Source organism: Roseivirga spongicola (assembly GCF_034376045.1).
GTDB classification, from domain to species: domain Bacteria; phylum Bacteroidota; class Bacteroidia; order Cytophagales; family Cyclobacteriaceae; genus Roseivirga; species Roseivirga spongicola.
In genome coordinates this window covers 3,371,035-3,393,735 of record NZ_CP139724.1, presented here as the reverse complement: position 1 = coordinate 3,393,735, position 22,701 = coordinate 3,371,035, and the positions used below count along the sequence as shown (strand labels likewise).

19 protein-coding genes are annotated in these 22,701 nt (G+C 39.6%); 11 read left to right on the top strand and 8 right to left on the bottom strand.

All coding sequences use genetic code 11. The annotated features are described in order from the left end of the window. Positions 1 to 50 precede the first annotated feature (50 nt). Positions 51 to 1,295, bottom strand: coding sequence for a BaiN/RdsA family NAD(P)/FAD-dependent oxidoreductase (locus T7867_RS15240; protein WP_245660249.1), 1,245 nt, complete (start codon positions 1,293 to 1,295; stop codon positions 51 to 53). 62 nt (positions 1,296 to 1,357) lie between these two features. Between T7867_RS15240 and T7867_RS15235 the strand changes: the two genes are divergently transcribed. Continuing rightward, positions 1,358 to 2,905 carry an alkaline phosphatase D family protein gene (locus T7867_RS15235; protein ID WP_068222536.1) on the top strand — a complete coding sequence of 516 codons (1,548 nt, stop codon included), beginning with the start codon at positions 1,358 to 1,360 and terminating at the stop codon, positions 2,903 to 2,905. Between the two features lie 7 nt (positions 2,906 to 2,912). Here T7867_RS15235 and T7867_RS15230 read toward each other — a convergent pair whose 3' ends face one another. Then, entirely contained in the window at positions 2,913 to 3,332 is a 420-nt protein-coding gene (locus T7867_RS15230; protein ID WP_157717669.1) for an OmpA family protein, read from the bottom strand. Between the two features lie 92 nt (positions 3,333 to 3,424). On the opposite strand from T7867_RS15230, the gene T7867_RS15225 reads away from it, so the two are divergent. Together T7867_RS15225 and T7867_RS15220 are read left to right on the top strand one after the other, a co-directional pair. Continuing rightward, a complete protein-coding gene (locus T7867_RS15225) occupies positions 3,425 to 3,913 on the top strand; it encodes a gluconokinase (protein WP_221406004.1) in 489 nt (162 codons plus the stop codon). Between the two features lie 29 nt (positions 3,914 to 3,942). Further along, a complete protein-coding gene (locus T7867_RS15220) occupies positions 3,943 to 5,292 on the top strand; it encodes a GntP family permease (protein ID WP_068222545.1) in 1,350 nt (449 codons plus the stop codon). On the opposite strand, the gene gndA is transcribed toward T7867_RS15220, so the two are convergent. Next, the gene (gene gndA / locus T7867_RS15215; RefSeq protein ID WP_068222548.1) at positions 5,289 to 6,692 is read right to left on the bottom strand and encodes an NADP-dependent phosphogluconate dehydrogenase; all 1,404 of its coding nucleotides are present in this window, start codon (positions 6,690 to 6,692) and stop codon (positions 5,289 to 5,291) included. The two genes, T7867_RS15220 and gndA, sit on opposite strands and share 4 nt — an antisense overlap. A 150-nt stretch (positions 6,693 to 6,842) precedes the next feature. On the opposite strand from gndA, the gene zwf reads away from it, so the two are divergent. The 6 genes from zwf to T7867_RS15185 all read left to right on the top strand — a co-directional run bounded on the left by zwf (position 6,843) and on the right by T7867_RS15185 (position 11,525). Continuing rightward, positions 6,843 to 8,369: a glucose-6-phosphate dehydrogenase gene (gene zwf, locus T7867_RS15210; protein ID WP_322299515.1), complete on the top strand. Its 1,527-nt coding sequence runs from the start codon at positions 6,843 to 6,845 to the stop codon at positions 8,367 to 8,369. 9 nt (positions 8,370 to 8,378) lie between these two features. Continuing rightward, positions 8,379 to 9,095 carry a 6-phosphogluconolactonase gene (gene pgl, locus T7867_RS15205; RefSeq protein WP_322299514.1) on the top strand — a complete coding sequence of 239 codons (717 nt, stop codon included), beginning with the start codon at positions 8,379 to 8,381 and terminating at the stop codon, positions 9,093 to 9,095. A gap of 149 nt (positions 9,096 to 9,244) precedes the next feature. Continuing rightward, the gene (locus T7867_RS15200) at positions 9,245 to 9,715 is read left to right on the top strand and encodes a DUF6428 family protein (protein ID WP_322299513.1); all 471 of its coding nucleotides are present in this window, start codon (positions 9,245 to 9,247) and stop codon (positions 9,713 to 9,715) included. A 1-nt stretch (position 9,716) separates the two neighbouring features. Beyond that, positions 9,717 to 10,325: a low molecular weight phosphatase family protein gene (locus T7867_RS15195; protein ID WP_322299512.1), complete on the top strand. Its 609-nt coding sequence runs from the start codon at positions 9,717 to 9,719 to the stop codon at positions 10,323 to 10,325. A 23-nt stretch (positions 10,326 to 10,348) separates the two neighbouring features. After that, positions 10,349 to 11,047: an HAD family hydrolase gene (locus T7867_RS15190; RefSeq protein ID WP_322299511.1), complete on the top strand. Its 699-nt coding sequence runs from the start codon at positions 10,349 to 10,351 to the stop codon at positions 11,045 to 11,047. A gap of 7 nt (positions 11,048 to 11,054) precedes the next feature. After that, on the top strand, positions 11,055 to 11,525 hold the full coding sequence (locus tag T7867_RS15185; RefSeq protein ID WP_322299510.1) for a hypothetical protein: 471 nt from the start codon (positions 11,055 to 11,057) through the stop codon (positions 11,523 to 11,525). On the opposite strand, the gene T7867_RS15180 is transcribed toward T7867_RS15185, so the two are convergent. Next, positions 11,522 to 12,253: a LytR/AlgR family response regulator transcription factor gene (locus T7867_RS15180; RefSeq protein ID WP_068222571.1), complete on the bottom strand. Its 732-nt coding sequence runs from the start codon at positions 12,251 to 12,253 to the stop codon at positions 11,522 to 11,524. The two genes, T7867_RS15185 and T7867_RS15180, sit on opposite strands and share 4 nt — an antisense overlap. A gap of 2 nt (positions 12,254 to 12,255) precedes the next feature. Further along, positions 12,256 to 13,317 (bottom strand): sensor histidine kinase, encoded by a 1,062-nt coding sequence (locus tag T7867_RS15175; RefSeq protein ID WP_068224183.1) that lies wholly within the window; start codon positions 13,315 to 13,317, stop codon positions 12,256 to 12,258. Between the two features lie 231 nt (positions 13,318 to 13,548). Here T7867_RS15175 and T7867_RS15170 point away from each other — a divergent pair, with 231 nt between their 5' ends. Then, the gene (locus T7867_RS15170; protein ID WP_068222574.1) at positions 13,549 to 15,753 is read left to right on the top strand and encodes a carbohydrate binding family 9 domain-containing protein; all 2,205 of its coding nucleotides are present in this window, start codon (positions 13,549 to 13,551) and stop codon (positions 15,751 to 15,753) included. Positions 15,754 to 16,017: 264 nt separating this feature from the next. Next, positions 16,018 to 16,614, top strand: a complete 597-nt coding sequence (locus tag T7867_RS15165) for a hypothetical protein (RefSeq protein WP_157717670.1) — start codon at positions 16,018 to 16,020, stop codon at positions 16,612 to 16,614. Positions 16,615 to 16,809: 195 nt separating this feature from the next. On the opposite strand, the gene T7867_RS15160 is transcribed toward T7867_RS15165, so the two are convergent. The 3 genes from T7867_RS15160 to T7867_RS15150 form a co-directional block, all read right to left on the bottom strand. After that, positions 16,810 to 17,856: a phytase gene (locus T7867_RS15160; protein ID WP_068222580.1), complete on the bottom strand. Its 1,047-nt coding sequence runs from the start codon at positions 17,854 to 17,856 to the stop codon at positions 16,810 to 16,812. A 147-nt stretch (positions 17,857 to 18,003) separates the two neighbouring features. Next, positions 18,004 to 20,781, bottom strand: coding sequence for a TonB-dependent receptor (locus T7867_RS15155; RefSeq protein ID WP_068222584.1), 2,778 nt, complete (start codon positions 20,779 to 20,781; stop codon positions 18,004 to 18,006). Between the two features lie 181 nt (positions 20,782 to 20,962). Then, entirely contained in the window at positions 20,963 to 22,663 is a 1,701-nt protein-coding gene (locus tag T7867_RS15150) for a tetratricopeptide repeat protein (RefSeq protein ID WP_068222587.1), read from the bottom strand. Between the last annotated feature and the right edge of the window lie 38 nt (positions 22,664 to 22,701).

The window sequence follows — 22,701 nt, the reverse complement described above, 5'->3', positions numbered from 1 at the left end:
AAAATAATACAAAACCCTTAAAAACGGAGATAGGTATTTGACGAGTGGAACTAGGCAAGACAATGCTTGCCAGCAATATAGCCGGTAGTCCATGCAGCCTGAAAGTTGAAACCTCCGGTAACTCCATCTATATTAAGCACCTCTCCTGCAAAATAGAGGTTATTTACTACTCTGCTTTGCATGCTACTGAAGTCTACTTCTGCAAGGTCTATTCCTCCGGCAGTCACAAATTCTTCTTTAAAAGTGGTTTTGCCTGAAACGGGGTATTGGTCATTCACCAACACTTCTATCAATTTATTGATATGTTTTTTTGATACTTCTGCCCATGGCTTTTCTAAGTCAACCTCACATTTATTGAGTTGAAACTCCCAAAAGCGCTGAGGCAATTCAAAAGGACATAAGTTCTTCAGTAGTTTCTTTGGCGAATTTTGTCTAACCAAATCAATCTGCTCTTTAACCTCAAAATCTTTCGAGCTACCAAGCCAGTTTACATGCGCTACGAATTGATAGTTGAGCTCATTTAAAGTTCTGGCACCCCAAGCTGAAGTTTTAAGCACTGCTGGCCCACTCATTCCCCAGTGTGTAATTAGTAAAGGGCCTGATTGCTCTAGTTTAGTACCCTGAATTCGGACAGTGGCATTCGGTACCGAGAGCCCCATTAACTTGGTAATAGGGTTCTTTGGCATATTGAATGTAAAAAGTGATGGAACAGGCTCTATAATCTGATGTCCTAAGTCTTTCAACCACTGAAAGCCTTCCTTTTTTGGTTGTCCTCCAGTTGCTATAATTACTGATTGAAATATTTCTTTGGTACCATTAATCACCAACTCAATAGAATCTTCATGGCTAACAATCTCTTGTACTTGACTTGAAGTTCGAATTTGAACACCAAGCCTTTTGCATTCTTGCATGAGACAGTTGATGATGGTTTGCGACTGATCCGTTGTAGGAAACATTCGTCCATCAGGTTCTGTTTTTAAAGCCACGCCCCTATTCTCAAACCATTCAATGGTATCTTTAGAGTTGAATTGTCCGAAAGCTTTTTTTAACTGCTTCTCACCCCGTGGGTAATGTTTAGCGAAGCCAGATATGCCTTCAAAACCATTGGTAACATTGCATCTACCGCCTCCAGAAATCATTACTTTGGCCAGCAGCTTACTGGTTTTCTCAATGATAAACACTTGGGCTTCTGGATGATGTGTTTTACAGGAAATGGCGGCAAAGAACCCTGCAGCTCCGCCTCCAATAACAGCTACCTTCTTAGTTGTATTCAATGTTAGCTCTACTTTTTTCAAACATAATATTTAATTAAAGAACCTTTGACCTACTGCCCTTAACTTCGTCAACAATTAGACTTATGAAAAAGATCAACCTACTTCTGTTACTTGTATTTGTTTTCTTTGCATGCCAAAAACAAGAAAGCCACTCACCAGTAGCCGATCCGTTAAGCAATTACTATGAAGCTTCTCTAAAACCATTTTACCATGGCGTTGCGTCTGGCGACCCGCTTCAAAATGCAGTAATTATATGGACTAAAGTAACTCCAGAAGATAGCTTACCAGAACTAACTGTTCAATGGGAAATTTCAGAAAATGAAAACTTCAATGAGCCAACCCAAACTGGAGAAGTAATCACTAATCCTGATAAAGGATATACCGTAAAGGTTGATGTAAACGGTTTAGAACCAAACACTAAGTATTTCTACAGATTCAATTATGAAGGTGCAAATTCATTGATTGGCGAAACGCAAACAGCACCTTCCGAAAGTAATGAAGCCTTGAGATTGGCCATTGTAAGTTGTAGTAATTATGAGTTTGGCCCCTTCAATGGTTATGGTGCTTTGGCTGAAAGAAATGACATAGATGTTGTTTTACACCTTGGAGATTACATTTACGAATATGGCGAAAAGGGCTACGGAGATACTACAACGGGCAGGTTCCATATGCCTCCACATGAGATCATCACACTAGAAGATTATCGCACAAGGTATGCTCAGTATAGATTAGATAAAGACTTAAGAGAAGTCCATCAACGCATTCCTTTCATCACCATTTGGGACGATCACGAAATAGCGAATGACTCTTATGTGGATGGCGCTCAGAATCATCAAGAGAATGAAGGCGACTACAATGACCGCAAAGCAGCAGCTAGAAAGGCTTATTATGAGTGGCTACCGATAAGAGAGTCGAAAGAGCTATACAGAAGCTTTTCTTATGGCGACATGGCCGATTTAATTATGCTAGACGAACGATTGGCTGGCAGAGTAGCTCCCGTAAAAAGTGCTGATGACCCAAACATTGCAAGTGAAGAAAGACTGATGCTAGGAACTGAACAGCTTTCATGGTTCAAAAACGAATTATCTGAATCTGATGCTCAATGGAAAATAATTGGCAATCAAGTAATATTCAGCTACCTAAACTGGGGTTTCCCTACTTTCCAACTGAACCTAGATTCTTGGGATGGATACCCTTATGAAAGAACAGAGATCATTGACCATATTAGAAATGAACAAGTAGAAAATGTGGTTTTCGTAACTGGAGACACACACTCATCTTGGGCATTAGAAGTTACCGAAGATGCTTTTAGCGACTACAAAACCAATGGAGCTGTAGCGGTAGAATTCGGCACAACGAGTATTAACTCTGGAAACACCAACGATAGGGCTGGCACCACAGACGAGACCGTGATGGAGCACGAACAAAACATTACAGGTAGCCCTTTGAATCCGCAACTCAAATATGCCAACCTGAGAGACCATGGATATTTAGAGCTTATACTTTCTAATGATCAAGCTGAAGCGATTTGGCATTATACGCCAGACAAAAGAGTTGCTTCAAGAGAAATGGTAATTGGCAAAAAGTTGATTACTAAAAGTGGTTCGAACAAAATTGAAGAACAGCAATAAGAAATAGCTAAATGGCGAGCCAGAGAATTATATCTACTCGCCTATTTTTCCTTCTTCCTTCTCGGGTTGAATTGTCATAAATAGGATTGAATAGCCCGAAATCTCGTATTTCAATAGACTCTGGCTTCACTTTCTCATTTGAAATAAGTTTGTCTACCACAGATTGACCACGCATTTTACTCAGCCACTCATTGTACTCCTTTCCTCCCACATTATCGGTATGGCTATGCACAGTGATCAAGAAATTATGAAGATGAGGAATTGAGTCTAAAAAATGCTGTAGCTCTTTGTTCTGTTCTCGGTCTACGTAGAAGCTTCCACCTCCAAAATACACACTCTTAATAGCCGAAGGCTCACCAAAGCGTTGGGCAAAACCCAACGAGTTGATGCTTAACAGAATAGCAATGGATAGCAGAAGGGATTTCACGTGAATAATTTACAGTAAGAAACGATTTATGCCTAATTCTGTTTCTGAATTTAATGCCTTGCCTTACCTTGCAGACTTAGCAAACGCAAGAATTGAAGCAGATAATCCTCATCATGGGTATATGTGGTTGTGGAAAAACCACTGTCGGCAAAGAACTTTCTAAGTCTTTGGGAATACCATTCCTAGATGCAGATGACTTTCATCCTAGAGAAAATGTAATGAAGATGAGCCGAGGCCAGGCATTAACAGATGAAGATCGTTGGCCATGGCTCGCTGCAATTGTTGAGCATATTCAGCATAATCATAGAAACAGTTTTGTCTTGGGCTGCAGTGCGCTTAAAGAGTCTTATCGGGCATATTTAGGGCAAAGACTTCAAGTGCATCCTGTCCTACTAGAGCTATCATTCGAAGAGGCAAAAGCCAGAATGGATCAGCGTAAAGACCATTTTATGCCTAGCTCATTAATCCAATCTCAACTCGATACACTTGAAATTCCTAAAGATGGATTGAAGCTTTCGGCTACCACTCCTTTGAACGAATTGGTAGATAAACTCGATCAAAACTTCCGCAAGTTGCTGTAAATACCTAATTTCTGGGCTTTTAACGCGCTATGGAAAATCTTCAACTCTACTTAGCCATCCTTTCTGGAGTGGCTATCCTCCTATTTTTGATTATGAAATGGAAGCTAAATGCCTTCCTAAGTTTACTTTTTGCTAGTATTTGGGTTGGCCTAGTCGGAGGTCTATCGGGTGAAGAAATTATTGATTCCATTTCAAATGGAATGGGAAGCACACTGGCTTTTGTGGCTACTATTGTAGGGCTAGGCGCCATTTTCGGCTCACTTCTAGAACATTCAGGTGGCGCTCAAGCCTTAGCCAAATACCTCTTGAAGAAGGGCGGAGAATCAAGATCTAGACTAGCTCTATTAACTACTGGTTTTATAGTCTCAATACCTGTCTTTTTCGATGTAGGTATCATTATTCTTATGCCTATGGTGAAGGCTCTAGCCAAGAAAAGTAACCGTCATGTGCTTTATTATGGCTTGCCTTTACTCGTTGGCTTAGGTATAACTCATAGTTTTATCCCTCCCACTCCTGGTCCAGTTGCCGTAGCAGATATTCTCAATGTTGACCTTGGTTATGCCATTATAGTTGGGGCTTTGGTAGGTATTCCCATCGCTCTAATCTGTGGGCTTATTGTCAGTAAGTGCCTGGTTCCCAAAGACGAACCTATTGAAGTAGATGGTACATCTGAGGTTATGTCGTCCCAGATTGATACAAAGTTAGTTCACACCATTATGTGGATTCTAGGACTACCAATAGTCTTAATTCTAGTGGGCTCGCTTTTCGATACTCTAGCCAAAGAAGGAGTAATTGAACCCAATCAATTTATTGATGCTCTTGGTTTTGTAGGCCACCCATTTGTTTCCTTGCTAATAGGTACTCTATTAGCCCTATATTTTCTAGGGGTCAAAAAAGGAATTGGTAAGGAGGAGCTTTTTAAAGTAACCAATAACTCACTAGCACCAGCAGGGTCAATCATACTGATAACCGGTGCAGGTGGTGTATTAAAAACGGTGATGATTAATACTGGAATCGGTGATATTATTGCTCAAGGCATGATGAACACTAGCTTCTCAGTTTTGCTCCTTGCCTATTTGGTTACAGTGCTAGTGAGAATTATGCAAGGAAGTGCCACTGTAGCCATGCTTACTGGGGCAGGCATTGTAGCCGCGGTTCTCCCAGGTATGGACTTAAGTATGCTAGAAAAGACCTTTATTATGATGGCCATTGCCGCTGGTAGCATTGTACTTTCTCATGTGAATGACAGCGGTTTCTGGCTAGTAAATAGAATGCTGAACCAATCGGTTCAGCAAACTCTCAAATCTTGGACAATACTCTCTACGGTAATTTCTGTTACAAGCTTTGCTTTAATTTTTATAGCCTATCAGCTGGTTTAATCTTCCCACTCAGTGTGGAAGATTCCTGGCTTGTCTAACCTCTCGTAAGTATGACCACCGAAATAGTCACGCTGAGCTTGAATCAGGTTCAATGGTAGCTTCTCTGACCTGAAGGCATTGAAGTAGTTTAAACTTGCGCTCATTCCTGAAACAGCAATTCCTGCATTATGCGCAACAGAAATCACCCTATTAACAGAAGGAAGAAGTTCCTTGATTTCTGAAATGATATAAGCATCAAACAATAAGTGTTCTTTATTCGAAGAATCACTAAACGCTTCGCGAATGTGCTCTAACAATTCAGCTCTGATTATACAACCTCCTCTCCAAATTTTAGCAATTTCCGCTAAATCTAAACCATACTGATATTTAGACGAGGCCTCAAGCAACTGTCTCATACCTTGGGCAAAAGTCACTATGAAACTAAAATATAATGCCTTTTCAAGGTCAGTCTTGGTAAACCTACTCGGGTCACTTTGTGACTTGGGGTATACCAAAGCTGCTTTTTGCCTTTCTTCTTTAAATGATGAAAGTACTCTCATACTTACAGATGAATCAATTGCAGGAATAGGAATTCCAATGTCCATTGCGTTCTGTGAAATCCATTTTCCAGTACCTTTTTGTTTTGCCCTATCACTGATAACGTCAATCAGGTCTTTCGGTGATAAATCATCTTTCTTGGTAAATATGTCTGCAGTTATTTCAATTAGATAAGACTTTAGCTTGCCTTCATTGAACCCAGAAAATAACTCTGCTTGTTCTTTATTACTTAAGCCCAAACCAAACTTTGCGAGATCGTAAGTCTCTGCAATAAGTTGCATCAAACCATACTCAATACCATTGTGAACCATTTTAACGTAATGTCCGGCCGAGTTATCTCCAACTCTAGCGACACATGGTTCATCATTTACTTTGGCTGATACTGATTCTAGGATAGGAGAAATTAACTCATAAACATCATTGTCTCCTCCCGCCATCATACTCGGGCCCTTTCTTGCTCCTTTTGCACCACCAGAAATTCCTAGGCCTAGAAAATTAATCTCTGAATTCTTAAGTTTTGTAACCCGTCTCTCAGTATCCAAAAAGTAAGAATTCCCACCATCAATAAGTAAATCCCCTTTATCCAAAAAGGGCATTAAGTCATCTATTACACTATCAACTGGAGCCCCACTCGGCACTAAGAACATTACTTTTCTTGGAGTTTTTAATGAACGAATAAATTGCAATTTATCCGTAGTAGCACTTGCCATTCCATTCTGGCTTTCCCGCTTAAGAGCATCTACTTTCTCCTGATCTAAATCGTAACCAATGGCAGAAAAACCATTATCAGCTACATTCAGGATAAAGTTCTTTCCCATTACTCCAAGGCCAATGAGGCCAAAATCAAACTTTGCTTCAGACATATTTTTGCGTTTCTATAAGTAGGCTAAATGAATACGTTTTAGTTCCTCAAGTCTGCCACTAACCCATTATCTTTGAGCTCGGAACTTTCTGCGGTCAAACTGATTTAGTTCTTACAAAGAAACAAAGGCAATTCAAGGCAAAAAAGCTTAATGAAAAAAACTGACGATCAAGTCCTCGTAATATTTGGCGGCTCAGGCGACTTAACCAAAAGAAAACTCATTCCTGCTGTATTTAACCTGTTTAAAGGCGGCTTTCTGCCTAAATGTTATGCCGTTGTTGGTGTAGGCAGAACTGAATATTCTGATGAAGAATACCGTAAAAGTGTGGTATTTGAGAATGAGCACTTGAATGAAAAGGATAAAGTTTCTGAAAGCGACTTGAAGCGTTTTTCAGATCTAATTTATTATCAATCACTTGACACTAAAGACGTTGATTCTTATGCTAACCTAAAAGAAAAGCTTAATCAACTAGATCAGTCTAAAGCTACTTGCCACAATTACATATTTTACCTTTCAACCCCTCCTAGCCTTTATGAAGTAATTGCTGAAGGCTTAGCAGCTAACAACTTGAATAACCAAGAAGATGGCTGGACTAGGTTGATAGTGGAAAAACCATTCGGATATGACCTTGAATCGGCCAAGCATTTAAATGAGCACCTGCTCAAGTTCTTTGCTGAAGACCAGCTTTATAGAATAGACCATTACCTAGGCAAAGAGACTGTTCAGAACATGTTTGTGACTAGGTTTGCGAACAGCATTTTTGAGCCTCTTTGGAACCGTAATTATATTCACAGAGTAGAAATTACTGCGGCAGAAAGTGTTGGAGTAGAAAAGCGAGGCGGTTATTACGATTCATCTGGTGCTTTAAGAGACATGGTTCAAAACCATCTTTTTCAGCTAGTTGCATTAGTTGCTATGGAACCTCCTGTAAAAGCAGACGCTGAAAGCATTAGAAATGAAAAGCTCAAAGTTTTTCAAAGCCTCCGACCATATACAAAAGAAGATATCGCTAATCATGTAATTCGCGGTCAGTATATGTCTTCTACCATAAAAGGCGAAAAAGTACCCGGCTATCGCGAAGAAGAAGGCGTGGGCGAAGAGTCTAAAACCGAAACTTACGCGGCTCTTAAATTCTACATAGATAACTGGCGTTGGGCTGGTGTTCCTTTCTACATCAGAACAGGAAAAAGAATGCCAACCAGAGTAACTGAAGTAGTGATTCACTTTAAGCCAAATCACCATCATTTATTCTCTTCTAACTCTAACTTGGCCAACCCACAAAACACGCTTGTTCTAAGAATTCAGCCTAATGAAGGAATCTTACTGAAGTTTGCCATGAAAATACCTGGTGCTGGTTACAATACCGAGCAGGTTAATATGGACTTCCATTACGATGATTTGAGCAACGTATATGTACCTGATGCTTACGAGAGGTTGATTCTTGATTGTATGCAAGGAGATGCTACGCTTTATGCTCGTGGAGACAGTACCGAAGCAGCTTGGGAGTTCATTGATCCAATTCTCAGAGCTTGGGAAAATGAAGAGATTCCAGTTTATGGATATCCTGCAGGAACTTGGGGGCCAGAAAATGCAGATACTTTAATTGATGGTGAGCAAATGACTTGGCGCTACCCTTGTAGCAACCTTACTGACGATGGAAATTACTGTGAACTTTAAAGCCTAAACATGGAAGCTAAAATACTTCAAACACCTTTAGATACTGCCAAAGCCTTCGCGGACTTTATGTTAGAACAACATAGAGAAAATGGAATGCTTACCGTAGCCCTTTCTGGTGGCTCAACTCCAAAAATATTGTTCGATCTATTGGCTACGGATTACAAAGATAAGTTTAACTGGTCAGAGATTCATTTCTATTGGGGTGATGAGCGTTGCGTGCCTCCTACCGATAACGACAGTAACTTTAAAATGACTAAAGAGCACTTGTTGAACCTCATAAGAATGCCTGAGGCAAACATACACAGAGTGCTTGGCGAAAACGATCCGATAGAAGAAGCTGAAAGGTATGGTCAACTCATTGAATCAAACCTACCCAAACAAGAAGGCAACCCAGTTTTCGATATCATTATTCTAGGCATGGGCACAGATGGACATACGGCTTCTATCTTCCCTCATGAAATTGAGTTACTAGACAGCCCCAAAACCTGTGAAGTAGCTAACCACCCGGAGTCTGGCCAGAAAAGAGTAAGCTTAACTGGCCCTGTAATTAATGCTGCTAAAAATGTATGCTTTTTAGTTACTGGCGACAATAAAAAAGAGAAGATCAAGCAGATTTTCGAAGATCATGAAGTAGCCAAGTCTTATCCTGCTTATCACATAAACCCTACTCATGGAGAGTTAATCTGGTTTATTGATGAGGCAGCCGCTGCTCAGCTAGAAGACTAGAAACATTAAAAGGTCTAGGACTAATAATTGCCTCAGACCTTTTTTATAAAACACATTAATCGTAATATTGCAATGTAATTATAAAACGATAGAGTCTTCAATTGAAGATATCAAAATCAAGAATAAGGTCAGTCACAAAATATAACATTATGAAATTATCGGAAATAAAGAATCATCTTGAAAGTCTAACAGATGTGATTTTTAAGCTGCCAAATGGAGAGGTTGTGCCTTCACATTTTCACGTTTCGGAAGTGGGTTCCGTCAAAAAACACTTCATTGATTGTGGAGGAACAATACGCAATGAAGACGTAATCAACTTTCAGTTATGGACATCAGTTGACTATGATCACCGACTGGCTCCGCAAAAACTAAAGTCAATTATTGAGCTTTCTGAAAAGCACCTTGACTTATCAGATGGAGAAATTGAAGTAGAGTATCAAGGTGAAACGTCTATTCAAAAATACGGGCTAGAATTGATTGATGGTGAATTTCAGCTTACATCTAAATTTACAGCTTGCTTGGCAGAAGACAAGTGTGGCGTACCACAAGAAAAACCGAAAGTGAGACTAAGCGCTATTGGTCAAAACGGGGCTTGTTCACCAAACAGCGGGTGTTGTTAACATGAAAAAAGAACTTAAAAGCACTATAGAGAAAGCCTCTGCCCTTCCTATCGGAGAGCAGAGGTTGAGCGTTCTACAAACGCTGATCGACTACATACAAGCAAAACGAGATGCTAAGGAGTCAATTAACCTCAACTTTATTTGCACTCATAATTCTCGAAGAAGCCAGCTTTCTCAAATTTGGGCTAAAACAGCAGCTCATATTAACGGTATTGATGTCAACGTTTTTTCTGGAGGTGTTGAAGTAACTGCCTTTAATGAAAGAGCGGTAGCGTCATGTGAACGCTTGGGTTTTGATATCGAAAAGTTAAATAACTCGGAAAACCCCGAGTACATCGTACACATTGACCAAGACATTAATACCAAGTGTTTTTCTAAAGTGTATGACCATGCTGACAACCCTAAAAACGCATTTGCCGCAGTGATGACCTGCTCCGATGCTGATGAGAACTGTCCATTCATACCAGGTACGGAAAAGCGAATTCCTCTTACTTATGAAGACCCTAAAGCTTTCGATAACACAGACAAAGAGTCTGAAATGTATGATAAGCGAAGTCTACAGATTGCCTCAGAGCTACTATATGTATTCAAGCAGATTGATAAAAACTGATTCGTAAATGATAATTTTAGGCTATGGATAAAATTAAAACCATAGCCTTTGATGCGGATGACACTTTATGGGTGAATGAACCCATATTTACGGACACCAGACTGAAGTTTGAAGAGATTCTAGGTAAGTACATTTCCATTAACGAAAACCTTGAAATGGAGCTTTACAGCGTAGAATCTAGAAACCTCAAGCTATTTGGTTACGGTATAAAAGGTTTCACACTATCTATGGTTGAGTCTGCTCTAGAACTCACCAACTATGCCATAAAAGGTAAAGACATTGAAAGAATAATCTTCCTAGGCAAAGAAATGCTGGAACATCCTGTTCAAGTTTTGCCAGACATAGAAGAAGTTCTAGATATTCTGGAGAACCATTATCATTTAATGATTATCACCAAGGGCGACCTTTGGGATCAAGAGAATAAAATTGCTCGCTCAGGGTTAATGCGCTACTTCGATACCGTGGAAATCGTCAGTGAAAAGAACGTAGCAACTTATAGAGAGGTATTAAAGAGAAACTCCATAAATGCTACGGAATTCTTGATGATTGGCAACTCGCTCAAGTCAGATGTATTACCCGTAATTGAGATGGGAGCACAAGCCATTCATATTCCCTTTCATGATACCTGGACCCATGAAATGGTTGACAAATCTGAAGTAAACGAACTTACATACATAGAAATGTCTTCAGTTTCAAAACTCCCTGAATATCTGGGGGTTTAATAGATTAATGAAGCGCATTATTATAGTATTTGGGCTTGCTTCTTTGGCTTTAATTATTGGAGCTTGTGGCTATAATGTCTCAAACCCTGACGATATCCTTGTCGGAAAATATGAGGTAACATCTATTGAAATTTCAGGTTGCGACAACCCAAATGACAACTTCAGCTCTTCTTCCAAAGATTTTGGCTGTTCTATAGAAGGACACTACCAAACTTGTAATTCAATCACTTTGGAGTTGACCAATGACCGAGCCTATATACTTTCTAGAAATACGCGCACTATAGACAAGAGAATTGGCACCGTGTTAAACGAACGGCAACCTCTGGTTGGATACTACTCTTTTGATGGAGACCAGCTTAGAATCTGCTTTAATGGAAACTGTAATGGTGCTATATGGCAATTAGATGACAACTATCTCAACCTAAACATTCAACAGGCAAATGGTTGCACTGAAACCATTTTGGCCAATAAGCGCTAACCTAAAATGGATTTACTTGAGTTGAGCAGCTCAAGAACGGCATCTTTATAATTTCTTCCGATAGGTAATTCTACACCATTTACCTCTACTGCACTATTCGAAAATGCTTCTATTCTCTTTAGCGGTACTATAAAAGACCTGTGAATTCTTACAAAGCAGTCTTCTGGCAGCTTTTCTTCCAAAAAGCTTATTTTCTGTAAAGAGATTACCTCCTTACCCGGCAACTTAATTCGAACATAGTCTTTTAGACTTTCTATATACAGAATGTCTTTCAAGTACACCTTCACCATTTTCCTATCTGCTTTTAGGAAAATATGCGGATCATCAGATCTCAAGGCATCCTGCTGTTCAATTAACTCTGCAACCTCTACTTCGTGATTGTTTAAGACTTTATTTACTGCCTTCAGGAATCTCTGAAAAGAAATAGGCTTGAGTAAATAATCAGCTACATTCAATTCATAACTCTCTAAAGCATATTCTCTATAAGCAGTGGTAAAGATGATGCGGGCACTGGGATTCAACACTTTCAAAAACTCAATACCAGTGAGTTTGGGCATTTGAATATCCAGAAAAATTAGGTCTACAGCTTCTTTTTTTAGCAGCTCAAAAGCTTTTAAGGCATTATCGCACTCTGCCACCAACTCCAAGCCATCAATTTTACTGATGTGAGAAAGAATTACCTCCCTTGCTAAAGGCTCATCATCTACTACTAAGCATTTCAAGTTCATTGCTAAAAATTGAGTTTTAAGACCACTAAAAAGGAATCGGTAGATTCATGAATATTCAGTTCATGGGTTTCTGGATAAAGAATCTCTAGTCTGCGTTTAACATTTTTCAACCCAATTCCCTCTTTATATGCAAACTTGTCTTCAGCCTCTATATAACTGCTCTTACTGTTTTCAACTTTTAAAATCAGCCCCCTATGCTTTAAAGCAATATCTATAGATATCCATGAGCCCTCTAGTTCATCACTTGCTCCATGCTTAAACGCATTTTCAACAAAAGGCAAAATAAGCAATGGTGCTACACTTTCATCTCCATTTTCATTGGTTACATTGAGCGTAACATTAAGCCGATCGCCATACCTGATCTTCTCTAGCTCTATGTAATCTTTTACTAAACTGATTTCTCTAGAAAGAGGGACTCTATTCGCGTTACACTCATATAGCATATAGTCAAGTAATTCTGAAAGCTTCAAAACCACTTCTGGCGCTTCTTTACTTTGCTTAAGCGTTAACGCATATAAGTTATTTAAGGTGTTGAACAAAAAGTGAGGATGAATTTGAGACTTTAAGAATTTAAGTTCTGCCTCTAGCTTATCTTCAATCAATTGCTGGTTCTTTTTCTGTTCTTGGTACCAGTACTTAAACCACTTGCAAACCACGGCTACGGTCATAACCGGATATATATTATTGGTGTGCTTAAGAATTTTACCAACATTAATTAAAGGAGATTGGAAAGTATCACTCGGCCAGAAAAGAGGTTGCTGGATGAACAAATATTCAAACCAAGAAAGGGTGGAAAATACTATTACTACCCCTACAAAAGATAAAAAGAAAGCTGCAAACTTTTCTTTAAAGAGCAGCTTAGGCATCAAGATGTAGAGCGTTATATAAACTGCCGGAATCTGAACTAAGGCATGACTGGCCTGCACCGCAATTTGCTTGGCATACTCTTCTTCAAAACTTCCATACACTATTCCGAAAAACAGGATGTACACAGCCCAAAAAATGAGGTGCCAAATAACTCTTGGAGTTCTGAATAATATGTTTTCTAATCTGGGCTTAGCCATAGCAGTTGGTAAAGAAGACATCAAAACTAGCCTTTAAGTTTCTAATAATCATTGCAATAGACAAATTCAATTATAGCTCCCATCAACGTCTACTTAACATCGACCAAATGCAGAATCACTGCAAATACACCATTGGTCTTAAAAACAATTGAGTTGGTCTAAAAGGCATTTCTGCCTGAAACTCAAAGCTTAAAAGCTAGTAAAGGCACTAAAAGGTCAACAACTCAAATTATGAAAACTCACTTTACCATTGCCCTATTTTGGCTCGGTTTCTCCCTACTTTTTGCTCAGGAGCAAGACACGCGCAAAGCTTACAACTATTCAATTAGCCGTACAAATGAGCCCATTAATGTAGATGGCATCGCTGATGAAATAGCTTGGCAACATGCACCTAAAATAGACCATTTTATGAATCATTGGCCGGCCGATCAGGGTGAAGCCGAAGCACGCTCTGAAGTTTGGACGCTTTATGATGAGGAATACATTTACGTATTGGCTAAGCTCTATGATAATGGAGAAAGAATAGTTCAGACATTAAGAAGAGATAATGTAGACGGACATTGGAATAGCGACAATTTCACTGTGGTTTTAGATCCTTTTAACACCAAACAAAGTGGCTTTTTCTTTGGGGTGAATGCTGGTGGAGCTCAAGTAGAAGCCCTTCTGAACATTGAAAATGGAAATACTAATTTTGATGAAAACTGGGATAACAAGTGGTTTTCGGAAGTAAGAAGCTACGCTGACCATTGGATAGTAGAAATGGCTATTCCTTTTAAAACCCTTAGGTACAACAGCACCCAAACCGAATGGGGTGTAAACTTTATACGGGGCGACATGGAGCGGAATCACTACTCTACATGGACACAGTTTCCAGTTGCCTTTGGAGGTATAGACATTAATTTCATGGGAACGCTGCAATGGGATGCACCACCAAAGAAAGCTGAAGGCAAGGTGGTGCTCATCCCCTACTTGGCTGGCAGCACTCATCGTAACTATGAGGAAGAAACTGGCGAGAACGGTTATGAAAACAGTGCAGATATTGGCTTAGACGCCAAAGTAGCCGTAACCAGCTCGTTGAATTTAGACCTTACCGTTAACCCAGACTTTTCTAATGCAGATGTAGACCAGCAAGTAACCAACCTCAGCCGATTTAGCATATTCTTTCCAGAGCGAAGAAACTTCTTTTTAGAAAACGGAGACATATTCTCCAATTTTGGAGGCCGACAAATTCAGCCATTCTTTTCGAGAACAATTGGCCTAAATAAAGGGCAACAGGTACCTATTAAATACGGAGCACGACTTACCGGCAATCTAACGCCTAATATGCGCATTGGTGTCATGAATGTGCAGACAGGCGCTACCGATGAAGTTGAGCCAAACAATTATTCTGTTTTAGCAGCGCACCAGAGGGTTTTTAGTCGTTCTGTAGTAAAGGCAATTTTCATTAACCGTGCAGGCCAGAATGGAGACTATGCTAGAAATGGTGGTTTGGAATTCAATTATGTACATCCTTCCGGCTCTTGGAACAATACCATACGCTACCATTTGGCCACTAACGAAGAAAACCTAAGCAACAATCGCTATTACGGTATAGATGGAGGCTATAGAAATAGAAACATTATTCTGGGTTGGGCGATAGATGTTGTTGGAAAAAACTATGAAACCGAACTGGGATTCAACCCAAGGCTATATAATTACAATGCCGAAACTGAAGAAACTACTAAACAAGGTTACACTAAATTTAATCCGTGGTTTATGTATCGCTTTAGACCCAAATCGGAGTCTGCAGCCTTGAATATACACGGCCCAAGAACTTGGCATATTGGCTGGTTAAACACCGATGGTTCTCTCAATGAAAGGCGCCATGGCATTGGTTACGACTTCTTCTTTAAAAACACAATGGAACTCCGATTCAACCGTGTGTTTTTTGAAGCTAACCTTCCCGTTCCTACCAACTTAATTGGCAAAGATGCAGCCTTACCTGTAGGCAATTACCAATACACAGATAACTCCATATTCTTTATTAGCGACCGTAGAAAGGTAATAAACACCGAATTATCTCTAAGACACGGCACATTCTACAACGGTACCAAGAGTGGTTTTACCACAGCACTAAACTTTAGAACTCAACCGTGGGGTACTTTTGGGGTAAACTATGACTACAATAAAGTGAAGCTAGCAGAAGGATATGGCGAATCTGATCTTCACTTATTCAGGCTGAATGCAGAAATCAGCTTCTCAAATAAAATGTTCTGGACCACAGCTATTCAATACAATTCTCAAGCAGAGAATTACAATGTCTTTTCTCGTTTTCAATGGCGTTACAAGCCCATGTCTGACTTGTTTATAGTCTACACGGATAATTATGGTATAAATGGACTAAACATAAAAAATCGTCAATTGGTATTTAAAATAACTTATTGGTTGAATATGTAAACTGACTGAACAAAGCCTCTCATCAAGCTACACTTACAATTATAAGTATAAGTCTAATCTACCCCCTGATGACCATATGATTATTCTTTGCAACTAATTAATGGCATCTGTGTACTAGAAGTAATTATATTCAAAAGAACAGGGTGCGAACCAAGTACAAACGACCTTTATGAGCATATTAAATCAAGTCCATATTTTTGATTTATCAGTTAAGATGACAAATTTGTTTTCTGGGTTTAAACAAATGTCTAAATAAAATATCTTATGAATACACACAACTTAAAACTCGCTGTTCTCAGCTTATTAATCAGTCTTGTGAGTTTTTCATCAAATAGAAGAAGTGATGTAATGTTTCCCGATAAGGAAACAATTCTAATTGAAGATTATGCTAACTATGATAACTTTTTTCCAATTGCCACATTGGATTTCAGTAACAAAGGTATCAAAGACAAAATCCATATAGTTTACGTTAGTTTCGACCCAAGTATTGATCACTACAAACCCTTCTCTCCAAACGATAATATAGATGAATTCACCTTCAGTATTACCGATAATGGATTATACAAACCAACTTTTGAAAAATCTGCATTAGTAATTGGGAAAGACTTTGAAGAACACTTGAAAATTGCGCAAGAGACTTACACTGAAGCTAAATCTAAAGATTCGACCTCACCTAAAGTAAGAATAATGAAATATCTAAGCTGGTGGCAGGGAGATCAAACTCCAGTAAACTCATTAGGAAATAAAATGAAATTCATCTGCCAAATAGATATTTTGTCAATCGCTAATGATGATTGTAGGCTCTTTGTCTTTTATGATGAACATGATCAAGTGGTAAAGCACATTTATCAAAGAACCTAATCAATTATATAGCCCCCACTAGTCTGTATAAAGCAACTCTAGTTATTCTTGAAAGCTCTATGCACTGGCACTCTTAAAAGCTATCAAACAGCAGAAAGCGGAAATATTTGAATTACAACTTCAGGTTTTCAGTAATTGCTAATACCGCAAAAAAAAATGCAGCCAGAGGCTGCACCTTTATTAATTAACGATTAACTATTTCTTGAGTAATGAGTCCAGAATGTCTTCTGGCCTGTAGTACTGAAAAGTCTTATCATCAGACATGGCCACGAACAACCCTTTTCTAAAAGTGTCATTCAGTGGAATACTGGTAATTTCTGAGCCATCGCTCTCGTTGGTAGATACCTTTACTGCGCCTAGCTCATCATGCTGATGTGGGTTACCGTTTGTTCCTTCTCTAGGGAATATTCTGAACATATTGGCTTGCTGATCGGAAATAAGGATGAACCCAGTTCCGTTGCCTGTGTCATATATGGAGATGCCTTCATTATCGTCTCTGAAACCCTCGGTTCCGAATAAGGCTAATTCCTCATTTCCCTTCTCTGGGTCTGCATAGTACTTGCGAGTCCCTACATTTTCATCAGAGTAATAGATAAATCCCAACTCATGATCTACGGCAATAGACTCTATTTCCTTAGTGCCACTAAACTTACCGAACTTTCGCACCAATGTGGCTTGTAAGGCTCCTGTAGAGTCTGCTTCTAATAAATACTGCCACAAGTAACCTTCAGTCGGGCCATTCTTTCTGCCCATAATCACAAAAGTCTTATTATCAGATGGTCTCTGATAAAGTGAGATACCCATCAGGTCTCTGTGCTCAGGTGCTGTTTCACCTTCAAACATAGGGAAACCGCCATTGTCTATTGGCTTCATATTTGGAACAGAAAACACCCTAAGCATAGAGTTCAACCTCTCTCCTGTCACGGCAAAATCTACTGTATCATTGCCAACAGAAAGGTTATACCCTACGTCTACATTATTCGGGCGCTTAAGATCTCTCACTACTTTTTCAGGAAAAATCCTTCCTTCCAAGTCGTATACATACAAAGCACCATCAGCATCTTTATCTGTACCTATAACTAAGCTCTTGGACGGATCGGCTTTGTTAATCCAAATAGCAGGATCGTCAGAATCGTGCTTAACAGGCTCGGTTGTCAATACTGGTGCAATTGCGGGTACATTATTGCCACAGCTGGCAACAGCAATGGCTAGCACACCTATTATTAAATTGAACTTCTTCATATTGAATATTGATAAGGAAGCCTTAAAAGCTTTTCGTCATTCCCGACCCTGATCGGGAATCTCCTCAAAAGGTTCAATAGTCCCTAGGAGATCCCCAATCAAGTTGGGGATGACGGTTCTATTTTGCTTTTAAGGCAACCCTACTTTTTACTGATTATTAAACAAGTCGAACTTAAGACCTGCGTTGAACCTTACATTGTAGTATTCCATTTGCATGGTTCTGCTACTCTCGCCCTGATAGTATCTCAATGGCTGATTTGTAAGATTGTTCACCTCAAAGAAGAATCTCCACTGCGGAGTGAAAGCATAAGAACCATTCACATCTAGAAAAGTCTGCTTGTCGTAGAATCTATCTTCAAAAGCCTCTCCACCTAGTTCATCAATGTAATCGCTAGCATAGTTCAAAGAAGCTCTCAGTACAAGCTTATCAGTCTCATAAGAAAGTGAAGCATTGAACATGTTATTCGCTGTTCCTGGTAGCTCTAGGTCTTCGTTTTCTCTACCCTGAATACCCGTAGTGCTAGACTGAGTCAATGTATAGTTCAAATAAAGCCCTAGGCCTTTCCAAATTTGTCTTTGGAACGATACTTCTAAACCGTAAATCTCGGCTGTTCCACCATTCTCGAAAGTGGTAAACTCAAGGTCGTTTCCGAAAGAAGGATCAACGTATCCTTCAATCACTCTTTCATAGATGAATTTATCTATGTCTTTATAGAATACTCCACCAGAAACGATACCGATGTTCTCGAAGTAGTTTTCATACATCAAATCGAAGTTCATTGAAGTGGTTGGCTCCAAATCTGGGTTACCTCTTACCAACTCTTCATCGTCTGGGCTAAATTCAGCATAAGGCACCAAGTCGAAATAGTTAGGACGTGCGATAGTGTTGGTCCAAGCAAATCTTAAAATGGAGTTATCACTGAAATTGTAATTTAAGTGAACACCAGGCATAAAGTTGCCATAGTTTTGACTATCTGAAGCTTCAGAAATATCGTCATTATCTACATCTAAAATAAAGCCTGAATAATCAATGCTTGTGCCCTCGTATCTCAAACCTATTATACCAGAAAGGTTCTCATTCAACTGAACATCTGCCATAGCATAAGCGGCATAGATGTTTTCTGTAGCTGTATAGTTACCAGGCACATACTCTCCTAGCTCATCAGACTCATCGAACAAAGCACCATTCTTTAAATCTAGATTACCCAAGAAAGCTGGAGAACCAAAACGCCCCACTCTGTACTGACTTCCTGCTAAATAGTCTGGGTTACTGTAATCGTTGGTAGGAATATCTCCTAAAGTTGCACCAAAGGCATCTTCATCTAAAGGCTCATAAGAATAGAAAACATTGTCTCTAAGCTTGTTCTTGTTTCTAAGTCTTGCACCAAATTTGATCAAAGTGCTGTTCGAAACGGGCTTTTGGAAATCTATTCTAGCGTTGAAATCTTCATCTTCAGTATAATCATGATTTTCGCTAATCTCGTTTAAGCCAATGCCTAAATTATCAGCTGAATTACTCAAAATAGCCAATGGAAATTCTGGATCTGATAGATTCACATTTACCGACTGGTCTGACTCTCTGTAAGAAAGGTATCTCTCATTTGGTCTATCTTCTGAAGCTTTAGCATAGGTAGCAGACCAAGTCAATTTTAATGTATTGAAGAGGTGTTCACCTTTAAGGGAAATATTTCTATTTCTTTGATCCTCCAGTCTTCTCTTTTTTACCCTGTCGCTATCCAAACCTCCTTTAGTCTGAAATTCTACCCTCGCTCCTTGTGGAATGTTATATACTCCTGGAGATGTTTCAACGGCTATGCCGTCATCAAAAGCATCATCTAACTGAGAAACTCTCATTCTGAATCTGTTTTCCCAATCGTCTCTCCAATTGTAAACACCAGAAAGATATAGCTTATGATTCGGGTTAATTTCATAGTCTAAAGCTAGGTTGAAGCTTCTTCTTACCCTTTGAACCTGATACTCTCTAATATCGAACTCTTCGATAACAACTCTATCAAAATCATCTTTGTACCAAACAGCCTCAACATTGTCTGAACCGAAATCGTGATTGTTATAGCTAGCAGAGAAAACTGCGCCTAACTTATCATTAGCAAAACGGTTGGAAGCAATAACTGAACCCGTCCAAATTGGCTTTTCTGAAAGAAAGTTAAAGCCTGAAGCTAGAGTACCTGAAACCCTCTTGCCAGAAGGAGCAGAACGAGTAACAAGGTTTACCGAACCACCAATTGCATCAGCATCCATATCTGGCAATACTGCTTTATTTACCTGAATAGTTTGAATCAGATCGGAAGGAATAAGGTCCAATTGAATGTTTCTATTGTCTCCCTCTGCTGAAGGAATACGCTCGCCATTCAGAGTTACCGAGTTCAACTGAGGCGCAAGACCTCTTACAATGATATTTCTAGCCTCCCCTTGGTCATTCTGGATGGTGATACCAGGAATACGTTTCAAAGCATCTCCAATATTTGCATCAGGGAAACGGCCTATCTGGTCAGCAGCAACAACGTTGGTAATGTTTGCATTGGTTTTCTGCTGGTTCAAAGCTTTAGCCTGCCCTTTCAGACGATCTCCCATCACAATTACTTCTCCGCCTTCGGCATAACCTGCCTCCATCTTAAAATTAAGTTCGGTAGTAGCACCTGCATTAATTGTAACTGTTTGCTCAATCTTTTTATAACCTATAAACGTAACTGTAAGCGTATACTCGCCTGCCGGTATATCTATAATAGTATAGTATCCATTGGCATCTGTAGGAATACCTTTTTGCGCATTGGTTAGTACCACGCTAGCCCCTGGCATTGGTAGGCCAAGCTCATCGATCACACGCCCGGTTAAAGCTCCTCCTTGTGCATAAGCCAAGGCCGAAACCGAGAAGATCATTGTTAATGTGAGTAAGAGTTTTTTCATAGTTGTTTGTTGAATTTTTACTGGAGCAAAAATGAAAATGGCCTTAGAACAGGTGATGAAGAGACTATTAATTGTGTGATAAATTGAGGACAAAAAACGTTAACAAAACATAGACAGCCATTACTAACACATTGATATTAAGCACATTAACAAACACACCAATGTTAACAGCTAAATAGTGCTAGTAATTGATTAAAAACTCTTTAAGCTTGTTGGCGGCTTCTGTATTCAGCTTTTTCTTGAGACGATAACGAGACACTCTTAGGCTATCGGTGCTAATGCCCAAGATGGTGGCTATATCTTTTGAAGAGATTCCCATACGGATGAGCGCGCAGAGCCTGATTTCACTTTCGGTAAGGTCGGCAAACTCCTTTTTTATTCGGTGAGAAAAGTCGTCATGTACCTGATTGAAACTATCTTGAAAATGCTCCCACTCTCTATCGAACTGAAACCCCTTGTCTATGGAGTTGGAAAGCTTACTGACAACATCAGACTTCATTTTGTTCTCCTTATCCAGTACGCTGATCTGTTCACGCAAATCTTTTAGCAATCGGTTCTTTTGAATAATATGAAGTGTCTTGGTGGTCAGGTCTTGGCTTCTGGCTTCTAGCTCTAGGTAGAACTGTTCTTCTTTCAGTTTTTTATTTTCTAACTGCGTCTGAAGTGCCTTTTGCTCTAGCTCTATGTTCTCAATCTTTGCATCGCTCAAGGCCTTTTGGGCCTTAAATGCTTCTGTTGCATTAGTTCTTCTTTTCCGCTCCTGTATTGCTACTAGCGTAACGAAAAATATAAGGCCAAGAGACCCAACAATGACTGTATTTCTGGTTTGTCTACCAATGCGCTGTTCTGCCTCAAGCTGAACTATGGCCTGCTCCTTCTCTTGCGTTTCATAGAGTGTTTGAAAATTGGCAATCTGCCCTGCAATTTGAGAATTGAATAGGTTTTGACTGAATTCATAAGCACTATCATAATACATCAGAGCCAGCGATTCCTGACCATCGGCCCGATATACTTTGGCTAAATCATGATAGGCACTAAGTATTTCGTAATTCAGGTTTAAGCTATCGGCTAGTGCTAAAGCCTTATTGGTATACACAACCGACTCCTCTACAATTCCACGCTTTCTATACGTGTCACCAATATTATTGAGTGTATTCACCAATGCTGGTAAATTATTACACACAGAATCGTACTTAGCCGATTGCAAAAAGTAGTCGTAGGCCTGTTCAAACTGACCCAGGTCTTCATAGATACTACCAATATTATCATGAATGATGGCCAAGCCTCGGCTATCGTCTAACGCTTCGTAGAGCTCCAATGCTTTGTATTGATAAAAGAAAGCTGAGTCAGAATCGGCCGTTTTTTCATAGTAGTGCCCAATCACCCCATAGGTTTCTGCCAAGCCGCTTGAATCATTGAGCAACAAAAAGAGTTTTCTAGACCTATGATATTCATTTAAGGCTTTGTCCCATAAATCATGAAATTGATAGGCCGCCCCTAAAGCCAAAAGAGTTTGAGCCGTTTCATTGGTAGCGTTGAGCTCTTGAAAAACCTTGAGCGCATCGGTTAGGTAAGAAATGGCATTGTCATAGGCACCTTGTAGATAGAATATTTCACCCATGGTTCGCTTAGCTACCGCGTAGTTATGATCATCAGCCTGAGAAAGAGCTTCGTCCATAGCTAGCTTTGCGTAAAAAAATGCTGAGTCTGGATCGCTAGAAGCGTAAAAACTACCTAACTCATTAAGTGACCTCAACTGAACCGATAGTGTATTGGCCGAGTTGGAAGAGGTAGGAATAAGCACATTATTGCTTTTGATCTGCCCTAAAGCGGAAGCAGAACAAACTAGAAAGAGCAATAAAGTGAGCGTACTCCGAAACATCAGAGCAAGCTAACCTCACTATGTTAGCCCAAAGGTTA